Genomic DNA, 24,793 nt, shown 5'->3' on the forward strand with positions numbered 1-24,793 from the left:
TTTGGAAATTGTCATCCAGATCCTCATCACTGGCCTTACTCTGGGGGCAATGTATGCGCTTGCCGCTGTGGGGTTGTCGCTGATCTACGGAACCCTGGGAATGTTCAATATGGCGCATGGTTTGTTTATGACACTAGGCGCCTATGCTGTATTTAGTCTTGCGCAGCTTACCGGGGTCCCGCTGATCCTTGGTATCCTGACGGCGATGACTGCGGGCGCCGTGATAGGGGTGCTGACTCATCTTCTCATCGTACGTTTCATGTTAAGCTCTGTGGAATTTGAAACGAATATTCTGGTCGCGACGGCCGGCCTGGCGATTCTGCTAGAAGATATCATTCTAAAGTTCTACGGCGGCTATCCCTATCCGCAGCCTGTGACTGTTTCAGGCAAAGTTTGGATCGGCGGTGTGGTGATGACTAACCAAGCGATAATCATTTTCGCGGTGGCGACTACATGCATTGGTGTCGTGGCCTGGCTCCTGCTCAAAACACGGTTTGGCCGAGCGATCCGGGCCACCGCAATGAATCGTGATGCCGCCCGCTTGATGGGGGTGCGTACTAATACGGTCTATCTTCAGGTCATGGCGCTGGCCGGCGCGCTTGCTGGAGTGGCCGGGCTGATGATCTCGACACAGGCAACGCTGTCGCCGCAAATGGGTGGCGATCCGCTTCTCAAGGCCTTCGTGATTTGCGTCGTGGCGGGGTTAGGAAATGTCTGGGGTGCAGGTGTTTGTGCCATTGTCCTTGCACTTATCGAAGCCGCCATCGGTTTCTATTTCGGTGTTCGGTTCGGATTTCCGACAATGCTCATGCTGGTCATCATTGTGCTGATCTGGCGTCCGTTGGGCCTTTTTGGCAAGGAAAGGGTGGTGCGGCTATGAGCATTTTGCAAAAACATCTTCTCATCGGACTGATGATCATAAGCGGTTTCGCCGCTCTACCGCTTGTGTTGAGCGAGCGATACCTTCTTGGCGAGGTTATTGTGTTCTTTATCTGGGGCATGGTCGCGATGAATTGGAACGTTCTGATGGGGCATGCAGGTGTGTTTTCTCTGGCGCAGATGCTGTTTCTTGCCTGTGGTGCGTATGGCGTGGCGATGGGTGTCACCTTTGCCTCTGTGCCGACTTGGGTGATGATTCCGATTGCGGCGATAGCCTCAGCGGCACTGGCATTGGCGATCGGCATGGCCTGCCTGCGGCTGACTGGGGCTTATGTGGCACTGCTCACCTATGCTATCGCGGAAATGACCCACGTTCTTATCATTACCGATACCGAATGTTTCTCGTTGGTGGCCAACAACTGTCAGCAACTGTTCGGTGGGTCGACTGGATTTTCCCGCTTTGAGGATTTTGGATTTCGCCCGCTACTCAAACGCCACTGGATACTAGGCAACTATTACGTTGTTCTCATCGCCTTCGCCATAACTGTCCTTACGGTTGTTGTGATCATTCACGGCCGTCTTGGTCTGGCCTTCCGCGCCATCCGTGACAACGTGGGCTACGCCAGCAGTCGCGGTATTGATCGCAAGAAGTATCAGGTCGCAGCCTTTGCCATCACCGCTCTGTTGACTGGCTTAGCTGGTGGGGTCTACGCCGCCCACTTCCGCTTTGCCGGACCAAGCCTGTTTGAGTTCTCAAGCCTGATGTTTGTGCTTGCCATGGTTGTTGTTGGTGGGCTTGGTTCGACTTGGGGGCCGCTTGTGGGCACCGGGTTGATGATGGTTGTCGTAGAAGTCTCTAAGGAAATGGGAGACGCGCGCAACCTTGTTCTGGGGCTGGCTCTGATCCTGTTTGTCATCTTTTTGCCCAAGGGTTTGGCCCACGGTGCAACGCTGGTGCGAAAAAGGATTTTGCAAGCTCGACGATCCTATCTTCCGGCTGATCCCCAAGAGTGACAGCTATGCCTCTGTGATCGAGCGGCATGTAAGTGGAATTCCATTTCAGGCTCCGCTTTGACTGTGAGGTACGTGGACCAGCGGGTGCACTGAATCTGGTTCCAAAAAGACCCGAACCGCTGAAACTTGGCAGGCCTGAATCTGGGACGCGGTGGCGGCCAATGTCCTGCTTGACATGACCGAACGATGGATAGTGGCTGTGTGAACCGCCCCGGTTTTGCCGGAGACTGTTGAGTTCGTATTTCAAGCTGCGATTTTGTTTGATTTCAAGGCTTGTTCGTATTTCTCCTCCGCTTCGATTGGTGTGATGTAGCCGAGAGGTTCGAGCAAGCGTTCCCTATTGAACCAATCGACCCATTGCAGGGTTTCCCATTCGACCTGATCTTTGGACTTCCATGGCCCCAGCCTGTTGATGACTTCCGTTTTGAACAGGCCGATGATTGTCTCAGCCAGTGCATTGTCATAGCTGTCGCCGACGCTGCCGACGGATGGTTCCAATCCTGCATCGACCAAACGCTCTGTGTACTTGATCGATACATATTGCGATCCGCGATCTGAATGATGGATCAGTTTCTCAGCAGGTCTGCGCGCATGGATCGCCTGTTCGAGCGCATCCAAGACAAACTGCGTGTCCTGTGTTGTCGATGCTTTCCAGCCGACGATCCGGTTGGCGAAGGTATCAATGACAAAGCCCACGTAGACGAAGCCCCGCCAGGTGGACACAAACGTGAAGTCGGACACCCAAAGCTCGTTTGGCATCGCAGCCCGGAACTGGCGATTAACCTTGTCCAGTGGGCATTGATCGGCAGGCTGACCATAGGTGGTTTTGACCTTCTTGCCCCGCCGAACGCCTTGAATACCAAGCTGGCGCATCAAGCGTTCAACCGTGCAGCGGGCGATATCGATCCTCTCGCGCTTCATTGCATGCCACAGTTTACGTGCGCCGTAGACTGATCTGTTCTTCTCCCAAACGTCTTTCATCTCTTTGCGCAGATACGCATCCCGCTTGGCGCGATCCGATGCACGGTCAGGTTCGCGTTCAACGGCCAGATGCTCGTAGAAAGTCGACGGGGCAATCTGCAGAACACGGCACATCGGCTCGACCCCATGCACGCTTCGGTGCTCCTTGATGAAGGCAATCATTTGCGGAATGGGCGGTCGAGCTCCGCCTGTGCAAAATAAGCAGATGCCTTTTTGAGGATCTCATTGGCCTGACGCAGTTGCCGGTTCTCGCGTTCAAGTTCCTTGATGCGTTCCCTCTCAACCGTCGTCAGACCATCACGCTTACCCGTGTCTGTCTCATGTTGTTTGACCCAGATGCGCAGGCTGTCCCTGCTGCATCCAACCTTCTGAGAAATCGACAAGATTGCTGCCGATCTGCTCGCATATTCTGCCTCGTGATCCAAAACCATCCGCACCGCTCGGGCGCGCAGTTCCTCTGGATAACGTGTTCCGTTCTTCGTCTTTCCCATAACCCAGTATCCTTACTTCTGGGTCTCCGGCAAACAAGGGGCGGTTCACAGACGGGCCGGGTGTGCCTCCGCCAACAGCAGCGATGAGTGATCCGGCTATGCTGTCGATGCCGTCCAAAATAGTTGAAGAGAGCGCATTAAACTGGGTCCAGTTCTGCGCAAATATCCCTATCAGAATTATTTTGACACCAAGCCAAAAAGCCGTCCGTCCATCCATGGCCCGATATTGGAACACCATGTTGATGCAAACGAGGATGACGACGAGACTGACGGCCACAGTCGTTATCGTTCCAACTGTTGCGGCCACCGCTCCAAACTGTGTCTCGGCTGAGTCTTCCAAGAAGCCTTGGGCGGTATCAACAAGGTATGAAACGACGCTCATGACCTTCTCCTAAATCACCAGTTGCCTTCTGCTTCACAGAGTTCCTGGACGGAACGACGCAAGGCAGAGCCTTGATCTTGAAAATCACGGCGGGTTTGCATCGCCTCGAACTGTTCGAGATGAAGGAAGTTGTCGTTGTAGTGCTGGACAGCACTGGACCATGGCGGAAACAAGGTTTCGCACCTGCAATCACCAGAGGCAGCGACACGCTGGTATCCTTCAAGACGGTAGATCGACTGGATTAGAAGCCGTTTGTAGCTCTCTCGCACGTGCAGATTTTGCACCCATTCAGGTTCGGGCGGGCGCTTCTGACAGAACTCATACTCGCTGTCCATTGCGGGTACCAAGCCCTGAGCAAAGGCAGTCGCCGAGGAAAAACTAATCGCCGCCAACAGGAGTAGGTTGCAGATCTTCATGCCCGCTTCTCCACTTTTGGCTGCATTTCCTCTTCGGAAAATTCATACTGCAAGAGAACCGTATAAATCGGCTGATGGCTCTGAAATTGCGTCATTGAAACAATTTTCCAGCCGTCCAGCGTGTAATTAGCGATCTCGTCTTCCATCTGCTGGTGGCTGAATTTTTTGCCACCGGTGAACGTCAGAATCTTTGGCATGTAACTTTTCATGTATAGGCCTCCTTTTCCAATTCAATGCCGGGCAAATAGAACTCCGTGATCCCCCGTTTTCCGTCTTCACGTCCGACTTGAATGATCACATCGATGGAGCTTTCGATGTAGTCTATCATGTCGCGATAAGGGATCGGGACCTCGGTCTTGAGGGCTGCGATGGCCAGGCGTTGGACTGCCAATTGGGGGGTTTCGGCGTGGAGAGTGGCCATCGAGCCGCCATGACCCGTGTTGATGGCTTCCAGAAAGGTCATGGCCTCTTTCCCGCGGACTTCGCCCAGGATGATACGGTCAGGCCGCATACGGAGGCTGGCGGTGAGCAACACGTCAGCCGTCTGGTTCATGGCATCTCGGTTTGAGATCAACGTCACGGCATTCGGCTGTTTCGGCAGAAGCTCGGCGGCTTCTTCGATCGTCACGATCCGTTCTTCGTCGCTTACGTAAGAAAGGATTATTCGAGCAGCGACGGTCTTACCAGTGGAGGTGCCGCCCGAGACGATCATATTGAGCTTGTTCTCGACGCAATGTGAAATCGCCGCATCGATATCACCGCTGACGACCACCTCGCGGAGTTGGCGGTTCTTCTCCTGACGCAACTCCTCCAACTTCCGCTCTTTGCCGTAGAGGAACCCCAGTTCGATGGACTCAAGCGGCAGGCTCGAGAAGAATCGCAGGCTGATCGACATGCCACGGCTGACGGCAGGGGGTGATGACCTGGGCACGGATCGGTCGGTCGCGATAGGCGATCGAGACGGATACTATGGGCCGGTCCTTGGAGAGGGGCGTGGCGGCGTCAGAGGCGATCTGGTTGCCTAGGTCCTTGATCTGATCCACGGTAAAGGTCTGACCGAGACGATGCATGAAGTGATCGCCCTGGAACTCGCCCCAGCAGGACCCGTCCGGATTGATGCAGATCTCGATGACATCCTCGCGTTTGGCGTCTTCCAGTTTGTCGATGGAGGCTTGGAGATAGCTGAGCGACATGTCAGAAAATCTCCAGATCGCGATCCACCATGACGATGATCCGCGCGCCTTGGTCGACATAGATGACAGGGCCGATCGAGAGGTATTCGCCGATCACGCTGTCGGTGGCATCCGCCAGATCGTCGCCGATGTCTTCGAGGACTTCTTCTGCGAGTTCGTCCTCCGTCTCGTTCGCCACCAAGGTGGGTGCCGCGGAGATCAGCGAGATGAGCGCGGCCGAGCCGAAGCGTTCGGCAAATCGCGTGTCAACAAAGCCTGTGGTGCCCGAGCGACCGAGCTCGTCGGCCCCGAAAGCGCTGATCTGGATCGTCTGGTCGCTCGGCAGGATGACCCTGTCCCAGGCGATGGTCAGACGGCGTTGCGCGATATCGGCGCCTGAGCGATACCGCCCGATCAGCCGGGATCCCGCGGGGATGAGAAGCCGCGCGCCGTCGTAGCTGTAGACATTCTCGGAGGTAATTGCGCGGACCTGGCCGGCCAACTCGCTAGTAATCGCGGTCTCGAGCGCGGCCTGGATCACCGTCCCCTGAATCACGGTGTTCGACGGGTTCGCGATGACCTCCGATTGGGTGACGGGGCTCGGGAAGGCCCCGTTCAGGACGAAGTCGGTGACTTCGCCGAAGGTACGTTCTGCGAGTTCGGTACCATCTGTGCCGCCAGTCGTGCCGCCGAAGGCGATGACGGGGGAGAGGATGCGGCGCTCCTGGAAGGCGCGCTCTTCCTCGGCCTCCGAGGCGGTCTGCAGTTCTGCCAGTTGGGCGGTCAGCGCGTTGATGGCCTCCTCTGCTGCCGTGTTTTCTTCGACCACCGGATCCGGGGCGTTCCGAAGCTCTTCGATCTGCGCTTGGAGCGCCGCGATCTGGGCGAGCAGTTCGGCACTCGGTTCCGGTGCCGGGGCAGGGACTTCCACGATTTCCGGTTCCGGCGGGGCAGGCGGCACGAAGGGCTCGATCGTGCCGAACCCATCCCCCTCCGGCTGGAACTCGTCTGGTGTGGCCGTGGGCAGGGCTACTTCCTCTTCGGGCTGGTTCAACAGGTAGAGGACGGTGCTGCCGAGACCGACGAGCGCGACGACAAGAAGGGCCGTCAGAGGCGAGCGGCGGGTTGTGGTCCCCGGGCTGCCCGAGGCGCTCGCCTCAAGCCGGGCGAGGCGTTTGGACATGTCAGGTTGGTTCGGCCTGTCGCTCATCACGTGCCTCCCGTCAGCAAATTGGCTTGAATGCAGACGACGGTATCGCCGAGGCGCAGCACCCATTGGGCATTCACGCCCGAGACCCGGATCACGCCGGGTTCGGTGGCTTGCGTATTGACGGTGCGCTCGCGCCCGTTCGCGTAGCGGAAGATCGCCGGGACAGGCGCATTGCGCGCAAACTGGAAATACGTGAACGTGCCATCGTCCCATACGCGCGCGGGCGTGATTTCAGTGCGGTCGCTGGCTCCATAGTTGTAGTTCGGAGCTTGAGCGGCGACTGCATTCTGGGGGCGGCGCTCTTCATTCGGATAGTGGAACTGCACCACGTAGAAGGTCGGCGTCGAGACTTCCTGGACGTTGAAATAGTAGCTGCGCCGGTTGGTATAGACGGTGACGTTGGTATGGACGCCGCGGGCGAGTGGCTTGATCGCGAAGGCCTGACCGCCGGGCACGCCGTCGAGCTCGAAGCCTTCGGTGTCGCCCGCAAGGATCGAGCGGATGGTTTCGCCTTCGCCGAACTCGATGGTGGTCACATGGGTGAGCGAGACGTTCAGGCGAAAGACCTGGCCTTCCTGATAGGTGGCAATCCGGACCCGTGCGTCATTGGGGCCGCGCCGCGGAGTAGCCTCGGCAAGTGCGATAGAGGCGGTGAAGATTAAGATCAAGATGCCAAGTCCAACGCGTGCCATATCAGTTCTCCAATCTGTCGGACCGGATCGCGTACTCGATCACTGTGAAGCCAAAGGGGTTGGTCCAGACCTGATCGATCGTGCGTGCGGTCTCGGGTCGGAACTCAAAAAGGAGCGTTGCGGTGAAGAGGCCCGCTTGGACGCCTTGTATCGAGGTAAGCCGTTTGCGTAAGCGGACCGTCGCGCGGTTGTCACCGATCAGGTTGATGCTCAGAACTTCTACATCGAGCGTGGAATCCTCGCCGTAGACCGTAGGTGGATATTGCTGGTTCGCGCTGTTCCATTGTGCCCGGACAGAGGTTTCTGCCCGGCCATCGGAACGTTGCAGAACGCTGCGGATCCGCAGATCATTGTCGAGCTGGTTATAGACCTCGCGGTCGGTCACATAGCGGAAAATCTCTGCTTCAATCACGGCCTGATTGCCGGTCACTTGCGTGGCCCCGACAGAGGCCTCAGGCAGGGCAAACCCGGTCTCGGGATCGTAGGGCACAACAACCGGCGGCGGATCGACGTCGAGAATGGCGACCATCACTGCGCCGAGGCAACCGACCAGCCCGAACATGATCCCGAGCAGGCCCAATCGCTGCCAAAGCCGTTCGCGACGCAGCGCCCCGTAGACCAGTTCCTCCTCAATAATTTCGCGTTCGCTGTTCAAAGTCTCGTGCCTCGATGGTCAGTCGCCCAGATCCGGAATGGTGAATTCCATGAAGTTCTGTTCCTCGGCGATGGTGGCGGCATCGATGACGCCGCCGGTGCCGTGGCCCACGGTCTGCACGGCCTCGAGCTGCCACATGGCAACAAGCGCGATGGCGAGTTCGGCGGTGACGCGGGTGTTGAGATCGACACTTTCCTTGAGCTCGTCCATGTCGTCGATGAGACCGACGAGCCGCTCCACCCGTTCGAGCGACTGGCCCGCATCGTCGTAGCTGTTCTGCGCGGCAGCCGAGACAAGCGCGCCGGTGGTCGCTTGGGTCGCGATGCGCTCTGCGCCTGCGTTGCCGCTGGTGGCCATCTCCCGGAGTGTGTCGTCGTCGAAACCAAGCTCGGCCAGGACACGGTCCATCTGGGTTTCGATCTCTGAAGCACCAGAGCCGCTGAGCCCCGAGAAGTCGCCTGTGCGAATGGCCTGGATCGTCGCCTGGATGTCCCCAAATTCCTGATCGAGGATGCCATTGAGTTCAGCTTCCATTTCAGTGGCGATGACTTCGGGGAGTTCCGCGAGGCGGGTCAAAGCCTCATAGGTGCGCTGAAGCTCGGCCAGTTGATCGGTAAGTGTGGTGAGTTGTTCGCGCAGCTGCAGGAGCTGCTCGTTCTGCAAGAGCTCGTCCTCGATCATCTGGCGCAATTGCTGGATGTTTTGGGCGATGTTCTGGGTGTCGACGACCGGGACGCCTTGTGCCATCCCGATTGAGGGTATCAGAGTAAGTGGCGTGACGATGCCACCGAGCGGCAGCAAAGCTGTCAAAGTGAGTATGCGTAGGGTCTTGAGACGCGGTTGGGCGGGCATCAGTCCAGCTCCTCTATGATGAAGGTCATGAAGTCTTGTTCCTGAATGCGGGCGGCAGCGAGCCGCATCTGCTCGGCGCTAAGAGGCTGCGTGCGGGCGGCCTGGAGACGCGTCATGGCAGCGATGAGCCGGACCAGTTCGGCCCGTGCGTAGGTGTTGAGCGCCATGGACTCCTGCACGTCAGTAGTGCTGCCGATCCGGGTCACGATATCGCGCACGCGAAGGGCGGCCTGTCGGACCGCGGTGGGGGAGTTGCTGCCGTAGAACGCTGCGCCTGCACCGGTGAGTGAGAGGTTCGAGTTGGCAAGCAGGGCCGGGTCGATGGTGCCGAGCGCCTCTATCCCCCCGATGCGGGCAAGGTATGCATTGTACTGCTGAGGGATGACGGTGACGTAGTGCTGGGTTTCCCGGAAAGGCGGGACGCCGCCATATTCGATCACGCGACCCGGCCCCGCATTGTACGCCGCAAGCCCGAAGATGATGTTACCATCGAAGCGCGCGAGCTGGTTTGAGAGATACCGCGCACCGCCGTCGACCTGCAGATAGGGGCTCGTGCGGTATTCCGGGTTGATCCCGAGATCGCTGGCGGTCCCAGGCATGATTTGTGTGAGCCCGTAGGCGCCCACGGGGCTTTCAGCACGGATCACGAAGCGGCTCTCCTGCCAGATCAACGCCTGGAGAAGCGCGCGCCACTGGACGACCGAGAGACCGGCGGCAGAGACACCGGGCCGCCCGTGGGTTTCCTGGGCGACGCGGATGATCAACTCTTCGATGTTTTCGGCGGCGTCGCCGAACATCTGATCACCGGCGGGATTGGGGTCGATCTCGGACGTCCCGTAGACAGCTGCGGCTGAGCGGTCGGCATCTCCACTTCCGTTTTCGAGGTCCGTGACCACGCCGGTGATCGATGCGTTTTCGAAGCTGGTCTGTGCGTCAAGAATTGCATCGAGCACCACAAGCTGCTCGCGTTCGATTGCGGTGATCTGTTCCTGGACAGTCAGCGTCTCGCGCTGCACCGCCAGATCAGCTTCGCGGTCCGCCGTCTCGATCAGATCGCGCGCGGTTAGCCCGCTATCATTGACCGGCACACCCTGGGCCAGCGCGGCAGACGACATGCCGATCAGTAGGAGCGTCGCGACGAGACGGTTATTCATTGGCAACGTCCTCGAGATCAGGACCACGAAGCACCTCGAAATCGCAGTCAAGTGGGGCAGGGCCTTGGGAAACGAAGGCAAAGCAGTTTGCCTGTGGTTCGCGGTAGTTGGAGCAGGCTGCAGCGGCACAGAGCAGCAGGGCGAGAGAGATTGTCTTCATGGCTGGAGCCTCCAAAAATCAGGTCGGTCGCGGTAATCGGCGCCGACGAGTTTTTCGCCTGCTTCCATGCCGCCAAGGATTGTGAGGTTGGGCCCGAGGGCGGTCAGGTCAGCATCGACGACCACCGAGCCCTGATCATCGCGTATGAGCGCGAGCCGGGAATGTGTGCCGGTGTTCAGCAGCGTATCGAGCTCTTTCTGGTAGAGATTGAGCATCTGATAGTCCGACGCATTGGCCCGGATGTTCGGCAGCAGCACTTGGGTTGGCACGGCCTCGACAATGGTCTTGCCCGTCCGCGTGCGTTCGAGCTGGCTCGCGTATTGGGTCATCATCACGGCCACGGTGTTCTGTTTCCGGGCCGTCACGAGCCATTGCGACAGCCGCTCCGCAAAATACGTGTTGTCGAGCGCCTTCCAGGCCTCATCGATGATGATGATCGTGGGCTGGCGGTCTTCGATCTTCCGTTCGATCCGGCGGAAGAGATAGCTCAGGACTGCCATGCGTTCCTTGTCGCTTTCGCTGTCGAGGATGCCCGTGAGGTCGAAGCCGACCATGTCGCCGTCGAGCGAGAAGGTGTCCTCGAGGCTATGACCGAAGATCCAGCCAAACCGGCCTTTCTCGGCCCATTCGAGCACCCGCTGGTTCAGATCCCCATCATCATCCATGGACATGAAGAGCGAGGCGAAGTTTTGCCAGTCGCGTAGACCCGGGTCGGTGGCTTGGGCGTTCTGGCGCACACACTCCATGATCCGGTTGGTTTGCGCCGGCGTCAGTGGCTTGTCTTCGCGGTGGAGCAGCGAGCCGAACCAGTCGGCGAGCCAGGCAATCCCACGGCTGTCAGTTTCGGTCCAGAGCGGATTGAGACCTGTCGGCATACCGCCCTCGATCGTCGTGTAGCGCCCACCATTGGCGCGCACGGCCATTTCCATGCCCTGCCGGTAGTCGAAGACGAAGACCCGCGCCCCGGCGCGCTTGGCTTGTGTCATCAGGAAGGCGGCCAAGACCGACTTGCCCGAACCCGGGCGGCCCATGATCAGAGTATGGCCGCTGGTGGGTTCTTTCTCCGGTGACCCGGCCTCGTGAAAAGAGAAGCGGTAGGCGCTCTTTTCCGGCGTGGGGAAGAGCGAGATCACCTTGCCCCAGGGCACTTCGTTTGCCTGCTTGCCAAGTTGCGTCCGGTGGAAGGCCGCGAAATCCGCAAAATTGCGGTTTGTGATAGTGCTAGGGCGGAGCCGTTTGGGCTGATTGCCCGGGTGCTGGCTGAAGTAGTGCGTATTGGCTCCGAGGCGGTCGCTCACCATTGTGACGCCTTCGGAGGCGGCGGCCGGCGTTCACGATCTCGGCGCCGAGGGTTTCCAGGGCGTCGAGCGTTTCGGCAAAGACAGTGACCACCATATGGTGATCGCCCATGCTGGCCCGTTTGGCTTCGAGATCATCAGCGAGAAAGGAGAGGTTTTCCCGGAGCGACATCGCGGCATCATCAGCCGCCTGCATCTGCTTCATCAGCCGCTTGATCCGCGAGATCGTCATGTTGGTGTTCACGGGCGTGAAGGAGTGTGTGACGATCATATCGACGGGCAGGTTGAGCGTGTCGAACATGGTGCAGCGTGTCTGCTCAGAGTAATCCTTGATCGAGTAGCTCTTGCCGTAGCGGCGGCCAGCGACGCCCTCGCTCAGCTCAAAATTATCGCCAAAGAAGGTCACGCGGGTGTTCGCGGCCGAGGAGGCCAGGAAGCCGAACTGCGAGGTATGGTAAAGCGGGCGTTCCTGGCCGGTGTTCAGGGCACCGAGGAAGCCGATCAGGTCCCCGGTCTCGGCGGAGAGCACGGACGGCTTCAGTTCAGTGAGACCAGAGGTGAAGATCCCGACCGCTTCATTCAAACGCCGAAGTCGCTTCGCTGTGTCGTCCCTCAAGCGTTCGGGGGACGGGCTTCGCATGAAGCTGAGGAAGCTTTTGGTTGGCGGGCGGTGGATGACGGTCAGCGTGAGCGTCTTGTCGCGTAGCCCGCTCGTTTCCATCTTCCCGCGCCACTGCGCATCCACCATGGCCGCGAAGGTATCACCTTCGATGGGCTCAAGGTCGACCTGGATGCCCTTGGAGACCTTGTGGACGTAGTAGCTGAATTCTTCACCGAGCTGTGCGACGATCCGGGCGAACAGCGCGCGCACCTTGTCGAGGTATTCGTCATCCTTGGTGTAGCTGTTGACTCCGGTGATCCGGATGCACTGGAAGAGCTCGTTCACTCGCGTTCGCACAGTGCGATCATCGACGAGACTTACGAATGGCAGCATATGTGCGAGGTGCCGTTCGTTCTGAAACCATTTTGGCATCAGCGTGCGCTCATCACGCTCGCCGCGTTCGCTGACGTCATCACGGGGCATAGCTGTCTCCCCCATGGGTTTTGCGGTTTCGGGTGGGCGGGGTTTCCTGAAGCGTGGTCATCACCACATCGATGAAGCGCGGATCCCAGTCTGCGGCCTTCCAGAGGATCGGGTAGAGAACGGCTGCGATGCCAAGGACGGCGAAGCTCTGAATCCAGACGAAGAGCAGGACGGAGCCGAAGAGCCAGACCACGGCATACATGATCGGCAGGCCGAAGAATCTCGGCGGGCGCACGAGGCCAAAAAAGGGGGGACCGTTCCGCCACGCCAACCTCCTCAGCTGAAGACCGCGGCCACGATTGTGGGCGCGGCAGCAACACCTGCGATGCCGACCAGAACCCAAAGGGCCTGGCGCAGGTCGATGATGTTGAAGAACCAGCTGAGGAAGACACCGATCACGGCGAGCGTGGCGATGACGACCCCAAGCGGCCCGGTGAGCGCATCGACAATGCCTTGCAGGAGATCCTGGATCGGCGACAGGTCGATGGATTGCGCCATGGCTGGTTCGGCCAGGGCAAGGAATACCGTCAGAACGGTCAGCAATGGGGGGTACGGCCTCATGAGGTCTCTCCTTCCAGCCTGTTGAACACGGCCAGCACCCGCTGAACGTGGTTTTGCGTTTCTCGATAGGGGGAATGCCATCATGCGCGCGGACGGCGTCGGGACCGGCGTTATAGGCCGCCAGCGCCAGTCGCGCGTCCCGGAAGGTCTCGAGCTGTGCGGCCAGATACCTTGCGGAGCCATCGAGATTGGCGCGCCAGTCAGATGGATCGACGCCGAGGAGGTCTGCCGTTTCTGGCATTAACTGGCCGAGGCCAATCGCCCCAATCCGCGACCGGGCGTTCGGATTGTAGGCGCTTTCGATTTCGATATTGGCGCGAAAGAGGAGGCGCCATTCCGTCACCGACAGGCCGGATCTACGCAAACCCTGATGCCCGGCATAGCGGAGCGCGGTCTCGTCGATCGCGGCGAGGATGTCGGGGCGCGGGGCGATCGCTGCGACACGAAACGTGCCATCGCCCGACCCAAGCGCAGCCTCGCCGCTATCTCCAAAGATATGGAGGGGCACGTCAGGATCGCCTTGGCCGATCCCGTCATTGTAGCTACGTGCGAAACTGTCTTGGGAGTTTGACGGGGAAAGCGAGCCGTCGCTTTCCATCGTGAAGACCATTTGTGCAGGTGCGGCATGTGCCGCGAGCAGCAGAAGAACGGCGCTAGCCGTCGCTGTCGTCGTCGGGCGTGTCAGCCAAGGTATATGTCCAGCGCTGTCCTTCGTAGACCGGGAAGGCCACCACCGAGAATCCGAGATCAATAAGGAAGGAGGTGAGGCCGGTGACGGTCTTGAAGACCCTGAGCTGGATGAAATCGCCATCGGGACGGGCTCGAGCGGTGACGAGTTCTTTCTCAGCACCATCTTCGTTGACAGCCCTGAGCAACCAGACGCCATGCCACACGGAGTTCTTCCGGTAGGCATCCTGCTTGCACACGACTTCGACACTGTATCCGGATTCAACGAGCATCTTGAATCCCGCTTCTGTAACCACATTCGGCGCTTCTTTTTGTAAATCTATCGCCACGGCGCGCTCTTCCTGTCTTTGGGCGCACCGGAGCAATTGGTTCCGATGAGCCATGATTACAATAATACTGTTTTGTTTGCAAGATGCGGTTTTGTCTTGCGCAAGCTTTCGCTTGACGCCAGTATTACGCATGGCGAGCGGCTTTCCTCAAGCATCGAAGGTCTTTACCTATGCGCAAACAGATCACCAGTATCTGCTATATTGCTGTATTTTTGTTCATATGGCTTCCAGGGGTTGCGATGGCACAAAGTTGCTATGCGCCGGAACGGCCCTTCGTGCCGACCGATGCCAATGACATTCGCGAATACGGAGACCTGATTCGGTCTGACATTGATCTCTATATTCAAGACATCCAGGCATACTTCCGCTGTCTAGATGGGGAACGAGTGCGGGCCTTTGAAGAGGCGCGGGAGGTGAGCGAAGACTACGGACGGTTTCTGCAGATTGTTGGCGAGTGAAGCTGGTCGCGCAGTTCGAGCTTGCAGGTATTCTTAAGAAATAAGGGCAGTTTGAGTTTAGTGGATTGACACTCAGACGGTCACATTGTTCATGTTATGTTCTTATCCCATAAGAACTATTATGTTAAGAGCGTGCGCCATGCTCGCTGTGCCATGCCGACTTATTTGCGAGCATACGCAGCATTTTACCAGAAGTTGTCCAGTAAGTAGTATGCAAGTGATTCACTTAGACGCTTGTCAGCAACATGCTCGTTTCGCTGTCATAAATGTTATCGATCTGACGTACTTCCCTCAGTGTTCTGTCAAATTCCGCCAAGGTCGCCACCCGGATTTCTGCAACCAGGCCCCACTTTCCGCTGGTGGTGTGAACGCGGCGCAATTCCGGTAGGCGGCGCAGGTTGGTGATGACTTGCGTGGTGCTTTTGCCGGATATCTTAATCATCATGATCGCGTTGATCTGACCATCCTCATAATCTTCGCGGACCCGCGCAGTGAACCCGAGCAAGGCCCCGGATTGCAACATGCGGTCAAGCCGGTTTTGCACCGTGCTGCGGGACACTGACAGGATATCCGCCAGTTTGGCGACCGGTGCGCGCCCATCCCGCATGAGCAGAGCAACCAGTCGGCGATCAAGGTCGTCAAATCTGTGTTTATCGAGCTTGTCGGAATCCATGACATCGCAATAGTTAGAGCTTACCTACACATAATGTATGAAAATGCAGCAAAATGACAGCCATTTGAGCATTTCCTCTACATTCTGAAAGTCAAAAATACCTGTGACCTTACAGGAGACGCCCCATGACCATTTCCAAGAGCCTGCAAGCCCCTTCATCCGTTGTGATGGTCCGACCGCATCATTTTGCGGTCAACTCGGAGACATTCGACAACGCGTTTCAATCCGCCACGCCATCCTCAGCTGATGATGCCACCCGTGCCTATCGGGAACTGACCGAGGCGGCTGACATATTGCGGTCCCACGGGGTCGATGTGCTTCTGTTCGACGGAGAAGACCCCAGAACACCAGACTGCGTGTTTCCGAACAACTGGTTTTCCACCCATACCGGTGGTCACATCGCCGTCTACCCGATGATGGCCCCGAACCGCAGATTGGAACGGCGTGCGGATGTGCTCGATATGCTGAAAACCAATTTCCGAGTGCAAGATGTCATGGATTATTCTGGTCTGGAACATGATGGCCTCTACCTCGAGGGAACCGGCGCGATGGTGCTCGATCATGTGGACCGAATTGCCTATGCGGTCGAATCCGAGCGGACGAGCCAAATTGCGCTGGAGCGATTCTGCACCCATTTCAACTACGAGCCGATGGCTTTTCGCGCCGCTGATGCGCAAGGTCGGGCCGTTTACCACACCAATGTCTTGATGTGCATCGCGACTGAATTTGTCCTGATCGGCAGCAGTATGATCGAACAAACCGCGCGTCGCGATGAGGTGCTGCAACGTTTGAGCCAATCGGGGCGGTCGGTTATCGAATTGACCGAAGACCAGATCAGCAAATTCGCCGGGAACGCAATTGAGCTGCAAGGTGCTTCCGGGCGCATTCTCGCGCTTTCCGAGACGGCTTTGAACGCGCTGGACGCCGACCAAAAGGCCTTGATCTCTGACAGCGCGACACTGGTCTCTCTGAGCATCCCGACCATTGAGCTATCAGGCGGGTCAGTGCGCTGTACGATAGCAGGAATTCACCTGACGCCACGCGCGTAGCTGCAATTTGGATAACTGCGGCGGCTACAGGATTGGGCAAATTCTCGTCGATGATGGACGTGATTTTGGGTGACGTCTGGCCTTTGCACGCCTTGTTATCAGAACGGACAGGTTTGGCTGATGCCGAACGCAGCGTACCAGCGTCAACTTCGAAGCCAGAAGGCGAGCGTCATCCCAAGACCGATGACGATTACAGTCATACGTATGAGTTTGACCGGCATTTTTCGCGCAATCCGCGCACCGGCGTAGCCCCCAGCTGTTGCCGCCAACATCATGATTGCGGCTTGCTTCAGGAAAACGATACCGGCCAACAGGAAGGTTACCACGGAAGCCGCAGATAAAATGAACGACAGGGCGTTTTTGAGCCCGTTCATCAAATTGATGTCCCGAAACCCAAGCCCCGAAAAAAGTGATAGAAGAAGAATGCCCAGGCCACCGTTGAAATAACCCCCATAGGTTGTGACAGCGAGGGTGGCTGCTGTTTTTCCGAATGTTGTGGGCCCGGCCTCTGTGCGTGTCCAGTCGCAGATCTTATGGTCCAGCGCGAAAAGAACGGTGGCAAAGAGCAACAGCCATGGCACGACAAAGCTGAAAAGCTCTGAGGGTGTCACGAGCAACAACACTGCACCTGCGATGCCCCCTGCGATGGAGAGACCGAGGAAGTAGATCAGCTCACGCCTATCAATCGCTTTGATTTCCGGCAGAAAGCCAAGCGCGCTGCTGAGATAGCCGGGGAAAACCGCGACTGTGCTGGTCGCATTGGCCGCAATCGGCGGCACGCCCACGAAGACCAATGCCGGGAACGTCAGAAAGCTGCCGCCCCCGGCGACCGCGTTCAGCACCCCCGCCAAGAACGCCGCAACGGCAATAATTGCCGCGTCAAGCATTCTGCATCAGATAGTCATATGCCGAAAACGCAAAGATATCGACGAGCGTTTTGAGTTCGTCAATCATGATATATTCATCCGGCGCGCCCAGATTATGTGGCGTGAGGCCGCAAACCACGGTTGGCACGCCGGCGTAGCGATACAGTCGCGCGTCGGAGGCCCCTACCCGCATGGTCACAGCTGGTTCCCGACTTAAGATCTTGGTGCAGTTCTTCCGCAATGTTTCGATTACGGGATGATCCGGCGCGGTCCAGCTGGGTTCGAACCGGCGGGTTACTTCCAATGTGACCCCGTCAACATCAGCGCAAATGCGCGTCATTTCAGCCTCGACATCAGCGACACTTACGCCAACCGGAAGGCGAATATCGCATGTGAATTCCGCCCTGTCCGCCACAAGGTTGGACAACCGCCCGCCCGAGAAGGTGCCGAATGTCACGGTCACGTTTTTGAGGACCTCGGTTTCCCCCGTACCCGAGATGGCTTCCGACTTCTCCGACCATCGATCAATGAAGGGGATCACATTGCTGCTGGTGACATCAACCGGGAAGTCGCGCAGAGTCTTCACGGCGTCCATGACCGAGGTAAGTTTTTCGATGGCGCTGTCGCCCTTGTGTACATGGGCGGCATGGGTTGACGTGCCGGTCGCGGTCACTTTTGCCCAGACCATCCCCTTTTCGCCAAACCGCAACACATCCGGCGATCCGACGTCCCCGCATATCATTGCGTCCCCCTTTGCGTGCGGGACGGTATCAAGCAGGAATTGGGTGCCTTTCAGACCCATCGATTCTTCATCACCGGCGAAGGTACATACGATCTCTCCGGGGAAGTCGGCACCCGTTTCCGCCAGACATTTCAGCGCCATGAGGCTTGCGGCAATGCCGCCCTTCATGTCGGAGATGCCAAGACCATAGGCCTTGTTTCCTTCAACCTCACCTTCGGGGTTGCGCGCCCATCCAGACAGGTCGCCTACCGGAAAGGTGTCCATATGGCCGTTGAAGATCAGACGCTTGCCTGGTCTGTTCCCCCGCAGGCGCAAGACGAGATTGTGAATGGGTTCCTCAGAAATATGTCTTTCGGTTTCAACGCCGGGGATCGACGCGGCGATTGCTTCGATGGCATCTGCGACGCCACGCACGTCGCCTTCGGGTTGCGGGCTCTTGATGCGCACCAGCTTCAAGGCCAGGTCCAGAACACCTTCACGGTTTTGCCCCAACCACACGTCAATTTTGTCCCGCATGGTTGTTTCAATTTGGGTGGTTGTCATATCAGGCCCTTACCGACAGTTGTTCGTTATTCTTCAATCGGCGACGCTGCATCACGATAACAGCTGCGTAGGCGAGCAGACCGAAGATATAGATGATCTCTTTCGGCATCCGACCGGACTGTTCCAAGCCCACTGCGGTGACATAGTCCCCCCATGTGATACCTAGCTTCTCTGCGGCACCGTTGAAAGCGATGTCAGTGACACTGAACCGCCCGTCTTCCTCAGGGCTGATGCTGAGGCCGACCGCTTGCAAAACGTTGTCCGAAGCCTCACCAGCCGTCGCGGTGAACAGCTTGTAGCGGTCACCGTATTCCGTCTCGCGCGAGACATAGAGCCGGACCTTTTGATCTGCACTGATCGGCGTATCTCCTGCAAGCACCTGTTCGAGCGGCGCATCACTGAAGGCAGGGCTGAACCTGTCGAGCACGAAATCCGGGCGGAACAGGCTGACGACAACGAAGATCAGAAGCAATGCCTCAATGAGTTTCAGGCGCACAAACATCCACTGCAATGTGAGCGAAGAAAACGCGAAGATTGCAATCAGTGACACCACAAAGACCAGGATCCCGTGCCAGATGCTCTCGACACCCACCAGCAACAGTTCTGGGTTGAAAATGAACACGATAGGAAGGATTGCGGTGCGGATCGCGTATTTGAAAGACTGCACGCCCGTTTTCATGGGATCCGCGCCAGAGATGGCCGATGCCGCAAATGCGGCAAGACAGACGGGCGGCGTCGCATCTGCCATCAACCCGAAATAGAAGACGTAGAGATGCACAGCGATCAGCGGCAGAACAAGCCCAGAGGCATTGCCAAGTTCGACCATGACCCCTGCCATCAGCGAAGCGACGACGATATAGTTTGCCGTTGTCGGCAGGCCCATGCCCAAAATGATGCTGACCACAGCCACCAATCCGAGCAGAATGTAGATATTGCCTTGGCTGAGCGCCTCAACAATGCCGAGCATGGCGTTGTTAAGGCCGGTCGAAGACACGATACCCACGATGATGCCTGCCGCCCCAACGGCTGCCGTGACGCTGGTCATGGATTTGGCACCGGCCACCAACGAGTAGAACACGATGATCGCGCCTGACCGGATCCCTTTGAGCGGCGACAACCGGTGCTGACGTGCCAAAATGATCTGTTGAATGATGATGATGCCGGCCATCATCATGATCGACCAAAATACGGCGCTGCCCGGACTCCAGCGCTTGACCAGCAGCAGATAGACCAGCATCCCAATAGGAATGAGGAAATAGGCCCCCTCTTTCATCGTCTTGGCCATTGCGGGAAGATCCGCCTTTGGCAGCCCGACCAAACCCAGTTTGAGGCTTTCCAGATGAGAGATGTAAAACAGCGACAGATAAGCGATGAAGGCCGGTATCATCGCATGAACGATCACATCGTAATACGAGATGCCGATAAATTCCGCGATGATAAAGGCGGAGGCTCCCATGATTGGCGGCATGAGCTGACCATTGATCGAGGCCGACACCTCGATGGCGCCTGCCTTGTCTGCCGGAAAGCCGGTTTTCTTCATGACCGGGATCGTGAAGGCCCCTGTGGTGACCGTGTTAGCAATCGACGAGCCAGAGATCATGCCCGTCATGCCAGACGCAAGAATTGCGGCCTTGGCGGGCCCGCCACGATACTTGCCAACGGCCGCAAAGGACAGATCGAGGAAGAACTTGCCCGCGCCAGCCGTATCCATGAAAGCGCCGAACAATACGAACAGAAACACATAGCTGAGGGAGACGGCAATCGGGATGCCGAAGATCGCTTCACTCGTCAGCCAGTTATATCCAACAAGGCGAGAGACCGAGACGCCGCGATGAGAAATGATGTCAGGCATGTACGGGCCAAACAGCGCGTAGACCATGAAGACCCCGCAGACGATCACCAGCGGAAGCCCCACACCACGACGCGTGGCCTCCAACAGCAAGGCCATCCCAATGGCAGATATCAGAACCTCAATCGGGATGCTGAGGCCAAGAAAGTCGACATTGAGCAGGATGCCAGCGCGCAGAACGATTCCGTCATAGCCAAAATACACATAAAGCGCGCTTGCGGCAGCAATGCCTGCCAACACAAGGCTCATCCAGGACCTGCCGGGCTGGGCTTCTTCGAATTTGGTCGGGAAAAGCAGAAAACACAGAAATAAACCGAATGCGAGATGGATCCCGCGGGCTGGCAGATCGACAAAAATGCCCCAACCCAGCGAGTAGGGCAATGGCGACGCGATCCAGAGTTGGTACAATGACCAAAGGGCGGCAACAGCGATGAACGTTTTCGGCCAAGGGCCAAAATAGTCCTGTCGCTCGACTTTCAGCGCATCATCAACCGCTGCCTGTTGCAGTGATTTATCGGTCATAAGTGTGTCCGGAAGCTAAAGGAGGTGTCTCTGCCCTATGGGGCAGAGACCGGTCTGGCATTGAGCTACAGGGAGAAGAAGCTACTCGATCCAGCCCTTTTCGCGGTAGTATTTTGCAGCACCCTCGTGCAGCGGTGCCGAGTTCCCGTTGTGGATCATGCTTTCCGGCGTGAGATTGGCGAACGCCGGGTGCAGACCCCGGAAATCGTCAAGGTTTTCAAACACGGCGCGCACCACCTCATAGACCAGCTCTGCATCAACGCTTTCGTGGCTGACAATAGTGGCGTAGCCGCCGAAGGTGGTCACATCGTTTTGCTGCGAAGAATAAACTCCTGCAGGAATTTCAGTCTTCGCATAGAAGGGCCGCTCGTCGATCAACGCTTGTTCCACCTCGGTATCAAGGCTGACGATCTGCGCCCCACACCCTTCGGTTGCGACCGCAACGCCAGAGTTGGGCACACCGACCACATAGGTGAACGCGTCAATATTGCCGTCGCAAAGCGCGTTGGAATGCTCTGACGATGTCATTTCGGTCACAAGGCCAAAGAAGTCCCTGTCGGTTCCGTACCGTTCCATCAGCAGTTCCGTGGTGCCACGTTGGCCTGACCCTGGATTGCCAATGTTCAGCCGCTTGCCTTCAAGATCCATCCAGGAGTTGATGCCGGAATCTGCCGAAACGATCAGTTGAAACGGCTCGGGGTGGACGGAAAACACGGCCCGGAACCCTTCGTCGTTGACCACCTTGTCGGACTCGCCGTTGACCGCATAGTGCTGCCAATCGGATTGTGACACGCCCAGCTCAAACTCGCCTTGCGAAATCTGGGCCAGATTATAGGTCGATCCGTTGCTTGAAGGTGCCGCACACCGATACCCGTGCTGCCGGCCCTCTTTTCGGCCTTCAGCGGCTTCCTTGTGGATCATCCGGCAAATCGCGTTGCCGGCCACGAAATAGACCCCCGTTGGGCCGCCTGTCCCGATGGTGATGAACTTGGTTTCTGCTTGCACCGACGCCGTTGTACCGACTGACATCAAGGCAGATATGGCTGCAGCTGTGAGATATTTCTTCATGAACGCCCCCTATGAATTTTCAGCTTGATCAAGACCACGGTAGGGGACAGCCGTCTATCATATCCAATAATTTTACTTCATCAAACTATAATTTTTAATTATAATATGCCTCTATGCAGATCCGAGAAATCGAGTGTTTTCAGGCAATCATGACGGCGGGGACGATGACCCGGGCGTCGCAAATGCTTGGAATTTCGCAACCCGCTGTCAGCAATACGATCGCCACTCTAGAGCACCGGCTGGGATTCAAGTTGTTCTTGCGAAAGTCGGGCCGCCTTCAGCCCACGCCTGAGGCATTGATCTTCAATGAAGATGCACAACGGATGCTTGAGGCCGTCGTTCGCACCAATGAGGCTGCGCTGAGGTTGCGCCATGGAGAGCGCGGGCATCTAACCATATCGGCCTTTCCCGGCGTCTCAATCCGGGTGCTGCCCGAAATTATCGGCCGCTTCCTTGAGACCCGGGAGGATGTCAAAATCCGGCTCTTGTCGCGCAGTTCGCATATCGTGATTGAGCAGCTTCCTTCCCAGATGTTCGACATCGCGATCGCTGAACGGCCGTCGCAATTCGTCGGCGTCGATGCAGAGACGGTTTCCTATGAATGTTGCTGCGTCCTTGCAAAAGACCACCCTCTTGCGAGGCATGACGTCTTGACACCTGAACTTCTGGATGGTGTTCCGTTTGCCGCTCTGTTCCGCGACCACATGACGACTTACCAGCTAAGGCAGGCCTTCTCCGCTGTGCAAGCAGTGTGGAATGTGACGCTTGAGGCTCAGTATTTTGCGTCCCTGATTGAATATGTACGTGCGAGCAATGCCGTCGCGTTGATTGACCCAATCAACAGCCAGGGGTTTACAGAAGGCCTTGTGACGAGGCCATTCAAACCAGCTGTGCAGTATCAAATCGGTGTTTTGACCCCTCAGGATAAGCCGCTCTCCAAGGTTGCTGAGAGCTTCCTGGAGCATCTTCGGGTCGAGCTCCGGCGGTAAAGAGGCGGTCAACTCGGGTAGATCAGTGAGGTGCTCCTCGTTTCCTGGACACCTGCCTTCTTCAGTTTGCGCTGCCTGTTTTCGAAGTCAACGGGCGACAGCATTACACTGTTCATATGCTCGCGTATTGGGTTGGAAAATAGCTCGATATATTCAAACACATCACGCCTTACCTGATCCCTTGTCCTGTATCGGTCCGCCTGATCTTCTCCCGTTTCAGCCGTTGGAAGACATTGGAAGCAATTGGAGAGAAGCAGCCCTTCGCGCGGATCGCAGCAAAGATTCCAGGGCAGGCCATAGTAGAGGTTTCAAATTCTTACTGCATGTCCTCGCAGCAAAAGAAGTTAGGAGTTGGGTGGATAACTCGGACCCGGTTCACTCGCACCAATCGAACAAGGCTCTGGCCATCATCAAATCGAGATGCGCACCGCCGCCATTCTTGAACAGAGTGATGGTATCGGGGTCGTCCCGGCCAGCGCGGCGCTGTGTCAGGTCGTAGAGATCACCGCGCAAATCGGCCCTCGTAATTGTGCCGTCGCGCAGTGGGATCAGCAGTTCTCCGATGTGATCAAGGGTGGTTTCATAGCTATCGACAAAAATCTTCGAGCGCCTCAGCAGCGTGTCGTCCGCTTCGCGCATGTCGGACTTGAACGCGCCGATGAGATCCACATGGGTTCCTGGCTTAACCCAGTCTCCCATCAGGATCGGTTGTCGGCTCATTGTCGCGGTAGAAATGATATCCGCCTCATGCGCTGCGCTCTTCAGATCGATGGCCGGTTCGACCACGAACGGACGACCTACGTGACGCGATGCCAACGCGCGGCTCTTTTCGATGTTCCGCCCCCAGATCATGACGCGTTCAAGGTCTGGGAATAGGGTTGAATAGGCATCGATTAGGCTATCAGCTACGACACCAGTCCCGGCGATGAGAAGCGCCTTGCTGTCTGGTCGGGCCAGAAGTAACGCTCCATAAACCGAATCTGGGGCCGTTTTCCAATAGGTCACGAGACCACTGTCGATTACCGCCAAAGGTGCGCCGGTTTGATCGTCGAATACCAGCATCGCGCCTTGTACGGACAGACGTTTGTGTTTGGCGTTGCCGGGAAAGACAGTGAAGGATTTTGCCCCGATGCCGAAGCCGTCAATCCAGGCCGCGCGATTGACGAAGGCGTCCGTTTCTCTGTTCAGAAATTGGTCGGCTATCTTTGCGCGAGGCCGATCGTGCCCCCGCGCAATCGCCTCAACGGCTTGCTTCCAGCCGAAGCCGGGCGGCAGGGATGCAGCAGTAATGAATGGTATGGTAGAGCTCATCGGACTACCGACGCGCGGCGACAACTATGACCTCGACCTTGTAGTCCGGCGTCGCCAGCCGTGCCTCACCGCAAGCACGGGTTGGGGCGTGGCCCTCGGGTACCCAAGCATCCCAAACTGCGTTCATTTCTTCGAAGTCCGCCATATCTGCCAGCCAAATGGTGGCCTGCAGCAAATGCGCGGTGTCTGAGCCAGTCTCTTCCAGCAACCGTTCGATTGAGGCTAGGCAATCCTGCGTCTGCTGGGAAACACTTGCCCCCGGGCTGCCGACCTGTCCGGCAAGATAAATGGTGTCGCCATGGATAACGACCTGGGACATGCGAGTTCCGGCTTGGGAACGGGATATAGGTGTAGTCATGAGTTTTGCCCTTTTTTGGATTTCAGGTATTTGAAACGAGTTTGAGACCAATTATCCCGGTAAGTATCAGCGCTACGCAGAAAACCCGTGCAGCCGTTGCCGGTTCGGCCAGGTAGATAACGCCGAAAACAACCGTGCCGATCGTGCCGATGCCAGTCCATATCGCATAGCCCGTGCCCAGAGGGATGCTGCGAAGCGCCAGCCCAAGAAGGATCAAACTGACGAGCATCGCCGCCACCGTCAGAACGGAGGGCAAAGGTCGCGTGAAACCTTCGCTGTATTTCAACCCCACGGCCCAACCGACTTCAAAGAGGCCTGCTAGGAAGAGAAACAACCATGCCATCCATC

At 57.4% G+C, this 24,793-nt stretch carries 26 protein-coding genes, 4 pseudogenes and 1 other annotated feature; of the genes and pseudogenes, 5 read left to right on the plus strand and 25 right to left on the minus strand.

Annotated features, from left to right (window positions below; all coding sequences use genetic code 11):
* The first annotated feature begins 1 nt into the window (after position 1).
* A complete protein-coding gene (locus RZS32_RS18500) occupies positions 2-880 on the plus strand; it encodes a branched-chain amino acid ABC transporter permease (RefSeq protein WP_317054330.1) in 879 nt (292 codons plus the stop codon).
* Positions 877-1,893, plus strand: a complete 1,017-nt coding sequence (locus RZS32_RS18505) for a branched-chain amino acid ABC transporter permease (RefSeq protein ID WP_339106929.1) — start codon at positions 877-879, stop codon at positions 1,891-1,893. The genes RZS32_RS18500 and RZS32_RS18505 overlap by 4 nt, the downstream gene beginning before the upstream one ends.
* A gap of 243 nt (positions 1,894-2,136) precedes the next feature.
* On the opposite strand, the gene RZS32_RS18510 is transcribed toward RZS32_RS18505, so the two are convergent.
* From RZS32_RS18510 to RZS32_RS18585, 16 genes and pseudogenes are all read right to left on the minus strand, one after another.
* Positions 2,137-3,365, minus strand: a protein-coding gene (locus RZS32_RS18510) for an IS3 family transposase (RefSeq protein WP_422395913.1) whose coding sequence is annotated in 2 segments (ribosomal slippage) — positions 2,137-3,071 and positions 3,071-3,365 — 1,230 coding nt in all. Because the reading frame shifts where the segments join, the coding sequence is not laid out codon by codon here.
* Positions 2,962-3,078: a sequence feature (AL1L pseudoknot), on the minus strand. It overlaps the preceding gene by 117 nt.
* A gap of 49 nt (positions 3,366-3,414) precedes the next feature.
* Positions 3,415-3,747: pseudogene (locus tag RZS32_RS18515) on the minus strand (type IV secretion system protein); the annotation flags it as partial.
* A gap of 14 nt (positions 3,748-3,761) precedes the next feature.
* The gene (locus tag RZS32_RS18520; RefSeq protein WP_317054327.1) at positions 3,762-4,163 is read right to left on the minus strand and encodes a hypothetical protein; all 402 of its coding nucleotides are present in this window, start codon (positions 4,161-4,163) and stop codon (positions 3,762-3,764) included.
* Complete coding sequence (locus RZS32_RS18525) at positions 4,160-4,372, minus strand: hypothetical protein (protein WP_317054326.1); 213 nt, start codon at positions 4,370-4,372, stop codon at positions 4,160-4,162. Before RZS32_RS18525 ends, RZS32_RS18520 begins: the two co-directional genes overlap by 4 nt.
* Positions 4,369-5,356: pseudogene (locus RZS32_RS18530) on the minus strand (ATPase, T2SS/T4P/T4SS family). The gene RZS32_RS18525 and the pseudogene RZS32_RS18530 overlap by 4 nt, the downstream one beginning before the upstream one ends.
* A 1-nt stretch (position 5,357) precedes the next feature.
* Complete coding sequence (locus RZS32_RS18535) at positions 5,358-6,545, minus strand: TrbI/VirB10 family protein (protein ID WP_317054325.1); 1,188 nt, start codon at positions 6,543-6,545, stop codon at positions 5,358-5,360.
* Positions 6,545-7,237, minus strand: coding sequence for a TrbG/VirB9 family P-type conjugative transfer protein (locus RZS32_RS18540; protein WP_317054324.1), 693 nt, complete (start codon positions 7,235-7,237; stop codon positions 6,545-6,547). The genes RZS32_RS18535 and RZS32_RS18540 overlap by 1 nt, the downstream gene beginning before the upstream one ends.
* Before the next feature lies 1 nt (position 7,238).
* Positions 7,239-7,892, minus strand: a complete 654-nt coding sequence (locus tag RZS32_RS18545) for a virB8 family protein (protein WP_317054323.1) — start codon at positions 7,890-7,892, stop codon at positions 7,239-7,241.
* 18 nt (positions 7,893-7,910) lie between these two features.
* A complete protein-coding gene (locus RZS32_RS18550; protein WP_422395974.1) occupies positions 7,911-8,744 on the minus strand; it encodes a type IV secretion system protein in 834 nt (277 codons plus the stop codon).
* Positions 8,744-9,859, minus strand: a complete 1,116-nt coding sequence (locus RZS32_RS18555) for a lytic transglycosylase domain-containing protein (RefSeq protein WP_422395976.1) — start codon at positions 9,857-9,859, stop codon at positions 8,744-8,746. Before RZS32_RS18555 ends, RZS32_RS18550 begins: the two co-directional genes overlap by 1 nt.
* 31 nt (positions 9,860-9,890) lie before the next feature.
* On the minus strand, positions 9,891-10,058 hold the full coding sequence (locus RZS32_RS18560) for a hypothetical protein (RefSeq protein WP_317054322.1): 168 nt from the start codon (positions 10,056-10,058) through the stop codon (positions 9,891-9,893).
* Positions 10,055-12,440, minus strand: a pseudogene (locus RZS32_RS18565) (type IV secretion system protein B4). The gene RZS32_RS18560 and the pseudogene RZS32_RS18565 overlap by 4 nt, the downstream one beginning before the upstream one ends.
* A complete protein-coding gene (locus RZS32_RS18570; RefSeq protein WP_422395975.1) occupies positions 12,430-12,642 on the minus strand; it encodes a type IV secretion system protein VirB3 in 213 nt (70 codons plus the stop codon). The pseudogene RZS32_RS18565 and the gene RZS32_RS18570 overlap by 11 nt, the downstream one beginning before the upstream one ends.
* Before the next feature lie 74 nt (positions 12,643-12,716).
* A complete protein-coding gene (locus RZS32_RS18575) occupies positions 12,717-13,001 on the minus strand; it encodes a TrbC/VirB2 family protein (protein WP_317054320.1) in 285 nt (94 codons plus the stop codon).
* Positions 12,998-13,611 (minus strand): annotated as a pseudogene (locus tag RZS32_RS18580) (lytic transglycosylase domain-containing protein). The gene RZS32_RS18575 and the pseudogene RZS32_RS18580 overlap by 4 nt, the downstream one beginning before the upstream one ends.
* A gap of 43 nt (positions 13,612-13,654) precedes the next feature.
* Entirely contained in the window at positions 13,655-14,149 is a 495-nt protein-coding gene (locus tag RZS32_RS18585; RefSeq protein WP_317054318.1) for a hypothetical protein, read from the minus strand.
* Positions 14,150-14,256: 107 nt separating this feature from the next.
* Here RZS32_RS18585 and RZS32_RS18590 point away from each other — a divergent pair, with 107 nt between their 5' ends.
* On the plus strand, positions 14,257-14,475 hold the full coding sequence (locus RZS32_RS18590; RefSeq protein WP_317054317.1) for a hypothetical protein: 219 nt from the start codon (positions 14,257-14,259) through the stop codon (positions 14,473-14,475).
* Positions 14,476-14,701: 226 nt separating this feature from the next.
* Here RZS32_RS18590 and RZS32_RS18595 read toward each other — a convergent pair whose 3' ends face one another.
* The gene (locus RZS32_RS18595) at positions 14,702-15,148 is read right to left on the minus strand and encodes an Lrp/AsnC family transcriptional regulator (protein ID WP_317054316.1); all 447 of its coding nucleotides are present in this window, start codon (positions 15,146-15,148) and stop codon (positions 14,702-14,704) included.
* Positions 15,149-15,273: 125 nt separating this feature from the next.
* Between RZS32_RS18595 and ctlX the strand changes: the two genes are divergently transcribed.
* A complete protein-coding gene (ctlX, locus tag RZS32_RS18600) occupies positions 15,274-16,197 on the plus strand; it encodes a citrulline utilization hydrolase CtlX (RefSeq protein ID WP_317054315.1) in 924 nt (307 codons plus the stop codon).
* 143 nt (positions 16,198-16,340) lie between these two features.
* Here ctlX and RZS32_RS18605 read toward each other — a convergent pair whose 3' ends face one another.
* From RZS32_RS18605 to RZS32_RS18620, 4 genes are all read right to left on the minus strand, one after another.
* On the minus strand, positions 16,341-17,084 hold the full coding sequence (locus tag RZS32_RS18605) for a sulfite exporter TauE/SafE family protein (protein ID WP_317054314.1): 744 nt from the start codon (positions 17,082-17,084) through the stop codon (positions 16,341-16,343).
* Positions 17,077-18,348, minus strand: a complete 1,272-nt coding sequence (locus tag RZS32_RS18610) for a M20/M25/M40 family metallo-hydrolase (protein WP_317054313.1) — start codon at positions 18,346-18,348, stop codon at positions 17,077-17,079. Before RZS32_RS18610 ends, RZS32_RS18605 begins: the two co-directional genes overlap by 8 nt.
* A 1-nt stretch (position 18,349) precedes the next feature.
* Positions 18,350-20,719, minus strand: coding sequence for a TRAP transporter permease (locus tag RZS32_RS18615; RefSeq protein ID WP_339106930.1), 2,370 nt, complete (start codon positions 20,717-20,719; stop codon positions 18,350-18,352).
* 81 nt (positions 20,720-20,800) lie between these two features.
* Positions 20,801-21,787 carry a TAXI family TRAP transporter solute-binding subunit gene (locus RZS32_RS18620; protein ID WP_317054416.1) on the minus strand — a complete coding sequence of 329 codons (987 nt, stop codon included), beginning with the start codon at positions 21,785-21,787 and terminating at the stop codon, positions 20,801-20,803.
* A gap of 113 nt (positions 21,788-21,900) precedes the next feature.
* Here RZS32_RS18620 and RZS32_RS18625 point away from each other — a divergent pair, with 113 nt between their 5' ends.
* Positions 21,901-22,776, plus strand: a complete 876-nt coding sequence (locus tag RZS32_RS18625; protein ID WP_317054415.1) for a LysR family transcriptional regulator — start codon at positions 21,901-21,903, stop codon at positions 22,774-22,776.
* 8 nt (positions 22,777-22,784) lie between these two features.
* On the opposite strand, the gene RZS32_RS19055 is transcribed toward RZS32_RS18625, so the two are convergent.
* From RZS32_RS19055 to sugE, 4 genes are all read right to left on the minus strand, one after another.
* Entirely contained in the window at positions 22,785-23,069 is a 285-nt protein-coding gene (locus RZS32_RS19055; RefSeq protein WP_422395977.1) for an IS3 family transposase, read from the minus strand.
* Positions 23,070-23,151: 82 nt separating this feature from the next.
* Entirely contained in the window at positions 23,152-24,087 is a 936-nt protein-coding gene (locus tag RZS32_RS18630; protein WP_317054414.1) for an ornithine cyclodeaminase family protein, read from the minus strand.
* Positions 24,088-24,091: 4 nt separating this feature from the next.
* Positions 24,092-24,445 (minus strand): RidA family protein, encoded by a 354-nt coding sequence (locus tag RZS32_RS18635; RefSeq protein WP_317054413.1) that lies wholly within the window; start codon positions 24,443-24,445, stop codon positions 24,092-24,094.
* Between the two features lie 22 nt (positions 24,446-24,467).
* A complete protein-coding gene (gene sugE, locus RZS32_RS18640) occupies positions 24,468-24,788 on the minus strand; it encodes a quaternary ammonium compound efflux SMR transporter SugE (protein WP_317054412.1) in 321 nt (106 codons plus the stop codon).
* Between the last annotated feature and the right edge of the window lie 5 nt (positions 24,789-24,793).

This window comes from Roseovarius sp. W115 (assembly GCF_032842945.2).
GTDB classification, from domain to species: Bacteria; Pseudomonadota; Alphaproteobacteria; order Rhodobacterales; family Rhodobacteraceae; genus Roseovarius; species Roseovarius rhodophyticola.

Bases quoted from the DNA above. Each gene is read 5' to 3' on its own strand.
- RZS32_RS18550 (WP_422395974.1), bottom strand. From the start codon at position 8,744: ATGCCCGCCCAACCGCGTCTCAAGACCCTACGCATACTCACTTTGACA.
- RZS32_RS18575 (WP_317054320.1), bottom strand. From the start codon at position 13,001: ATGAGGCCGTACCCCCCATTGCTGACCGTTCTGACGGTATTCCTTGCC.
- RZS32_RS18620 (WP_317054416.1), bottom strand. From the start codon at position 21,787: ATGAAGAAATATCTCACAGCTGCAGCCATATCTGCCTTGATGTCAGTC.
- RZS32_RS18610 (WP_317054313.1), bottom strand. From the start codon at position 18,348: ATGACAACCACCCAAATTGAAACAACCATGCGGGACAAAATTGACGTG.
- RZS32_RS18585 (WP_317054318.1), bottom strand. From the start codon at position 14,149: ATGCGTAATACTGGCGTCAAGCGAAAGCTTGCGCAAGACAAAACCGCA.
- RZS32_RS18505 (WP_339106929.1), top strand. From the start codon at position 877: ATGAGCATTTTGCAAAAACATCTTCTCATCGGACTGATGATCATAAGC.
- RZS32_RS18570 (WP_422395975.1), bottom strand. From the start codon at position 12,642: ATGTATGCCGTGGTCTGGCTCTTCGGCTCCGTCCTGCTCTTCGTCTGG.
- RZS32_RS18540 (WP_317054324.1), bottom strand. From the start codon at position 7,237: ATGGCACGCGTTGGACTTGGCATCTTGATCTTAATCTTCACCGCCTCT.
- RZS32_RS18595 (WP_317054316.1), bottom strand. From the start codon at position 15,148: ATGGATTCCGACAAGCTCGATAAACACAGATTTGACGACCTTGATCGC.
- RZS32_RS18525 (WP_317054326.1), bottom strand. From the start codon at position 4,372: ATGAAAAGTTACATGCCAAAGATTCTGACGTTCACCGGTGGCAAAAAA.
- RZS32_RS18555 (WP_422395976.1), bottom strand. From the start codon at position 9,859: ATGTCGTCTGCCGCGCTGGCCCAGGGTGTGCCGGTCAATGATAGCGGG.
- RZS32_RS18625 (WP_317054415.1), top strand. From the start codon at position 21,901: ATGCAGATCCGAGAAATCGAGTGTTTTCAGGCAATCATGACGGCGGGG.
- RZS32_RS18630 (WP_317054414.1), bottom strand. From the start codon at position 24,087: ATGAGCTCTACCATACCATTCATTACTGCTGCATCCCTGCCGCCCGGC.
- RZS32_RS18590 (WP_317054317.1), top strand. From the start codon at position 14,257: ATGGCACAAAGTTGCTATGCGCCGGAACGGCCCTTCGTGCCGACCGAT.
- RZS32_RS18615 (WP_339106930.1), bottom strand. From the start codon at position 20,719: ATGACCGATAAATCACTGCAACAGGCAGCGGTTGATGATGCGCTGAAA.
- ctlX (WP_317054315.1), top strand. From the start codon at position 15,274: ATGACCATTTCCAAGAGCCTGCAAGCCCCTTCATCCGTTGTGATGGTC.
- RZS32_RS18635 (WP_317054413.1), bottom strand. From the start codon at position 24,445: ATGACTACACCTATATCCCGTTCCCAAGCCGGAACTCGCATGTCCCAG.
- RZS32_RS18535 (WP_317054325.1), bottom strand. From the start codon at position 6,545: ATGAGCGACAGGCCGAACCAACCTGACATGTCCAAACGCCTCGCCCGG.
- RZS32_RS18520 (WP_317054327.1), bottom strand. From the start codon at position 4,163: ATGAAGATCTGCAACCTACTCCTGTTGGCGGCGATTAGTTTTTCCTCG.
- sugE (WP_317054412.1), bottom strand. From the start codon at position 24,788: ATGGCATGGTTGTTTCTCTTCCTAGCAGGCCTCTTTGAAGTCGGTTGG.
- RZS32_RS18560 (WP_317054322.1), bottom strand. From the start codon at position 10,058: ATGAAGACAATCTCTCTCGCCCTGCTGCTCTGTGCCGCTGCAGCCTGC.
- RZS32_RS18605 (WP_317054314.1), bottom strand. From the start codon at position 17,084: ATGCTTGACGCGGCAATTATTGCCGTTGCGGCGTTCTTGGCGGGGGTG.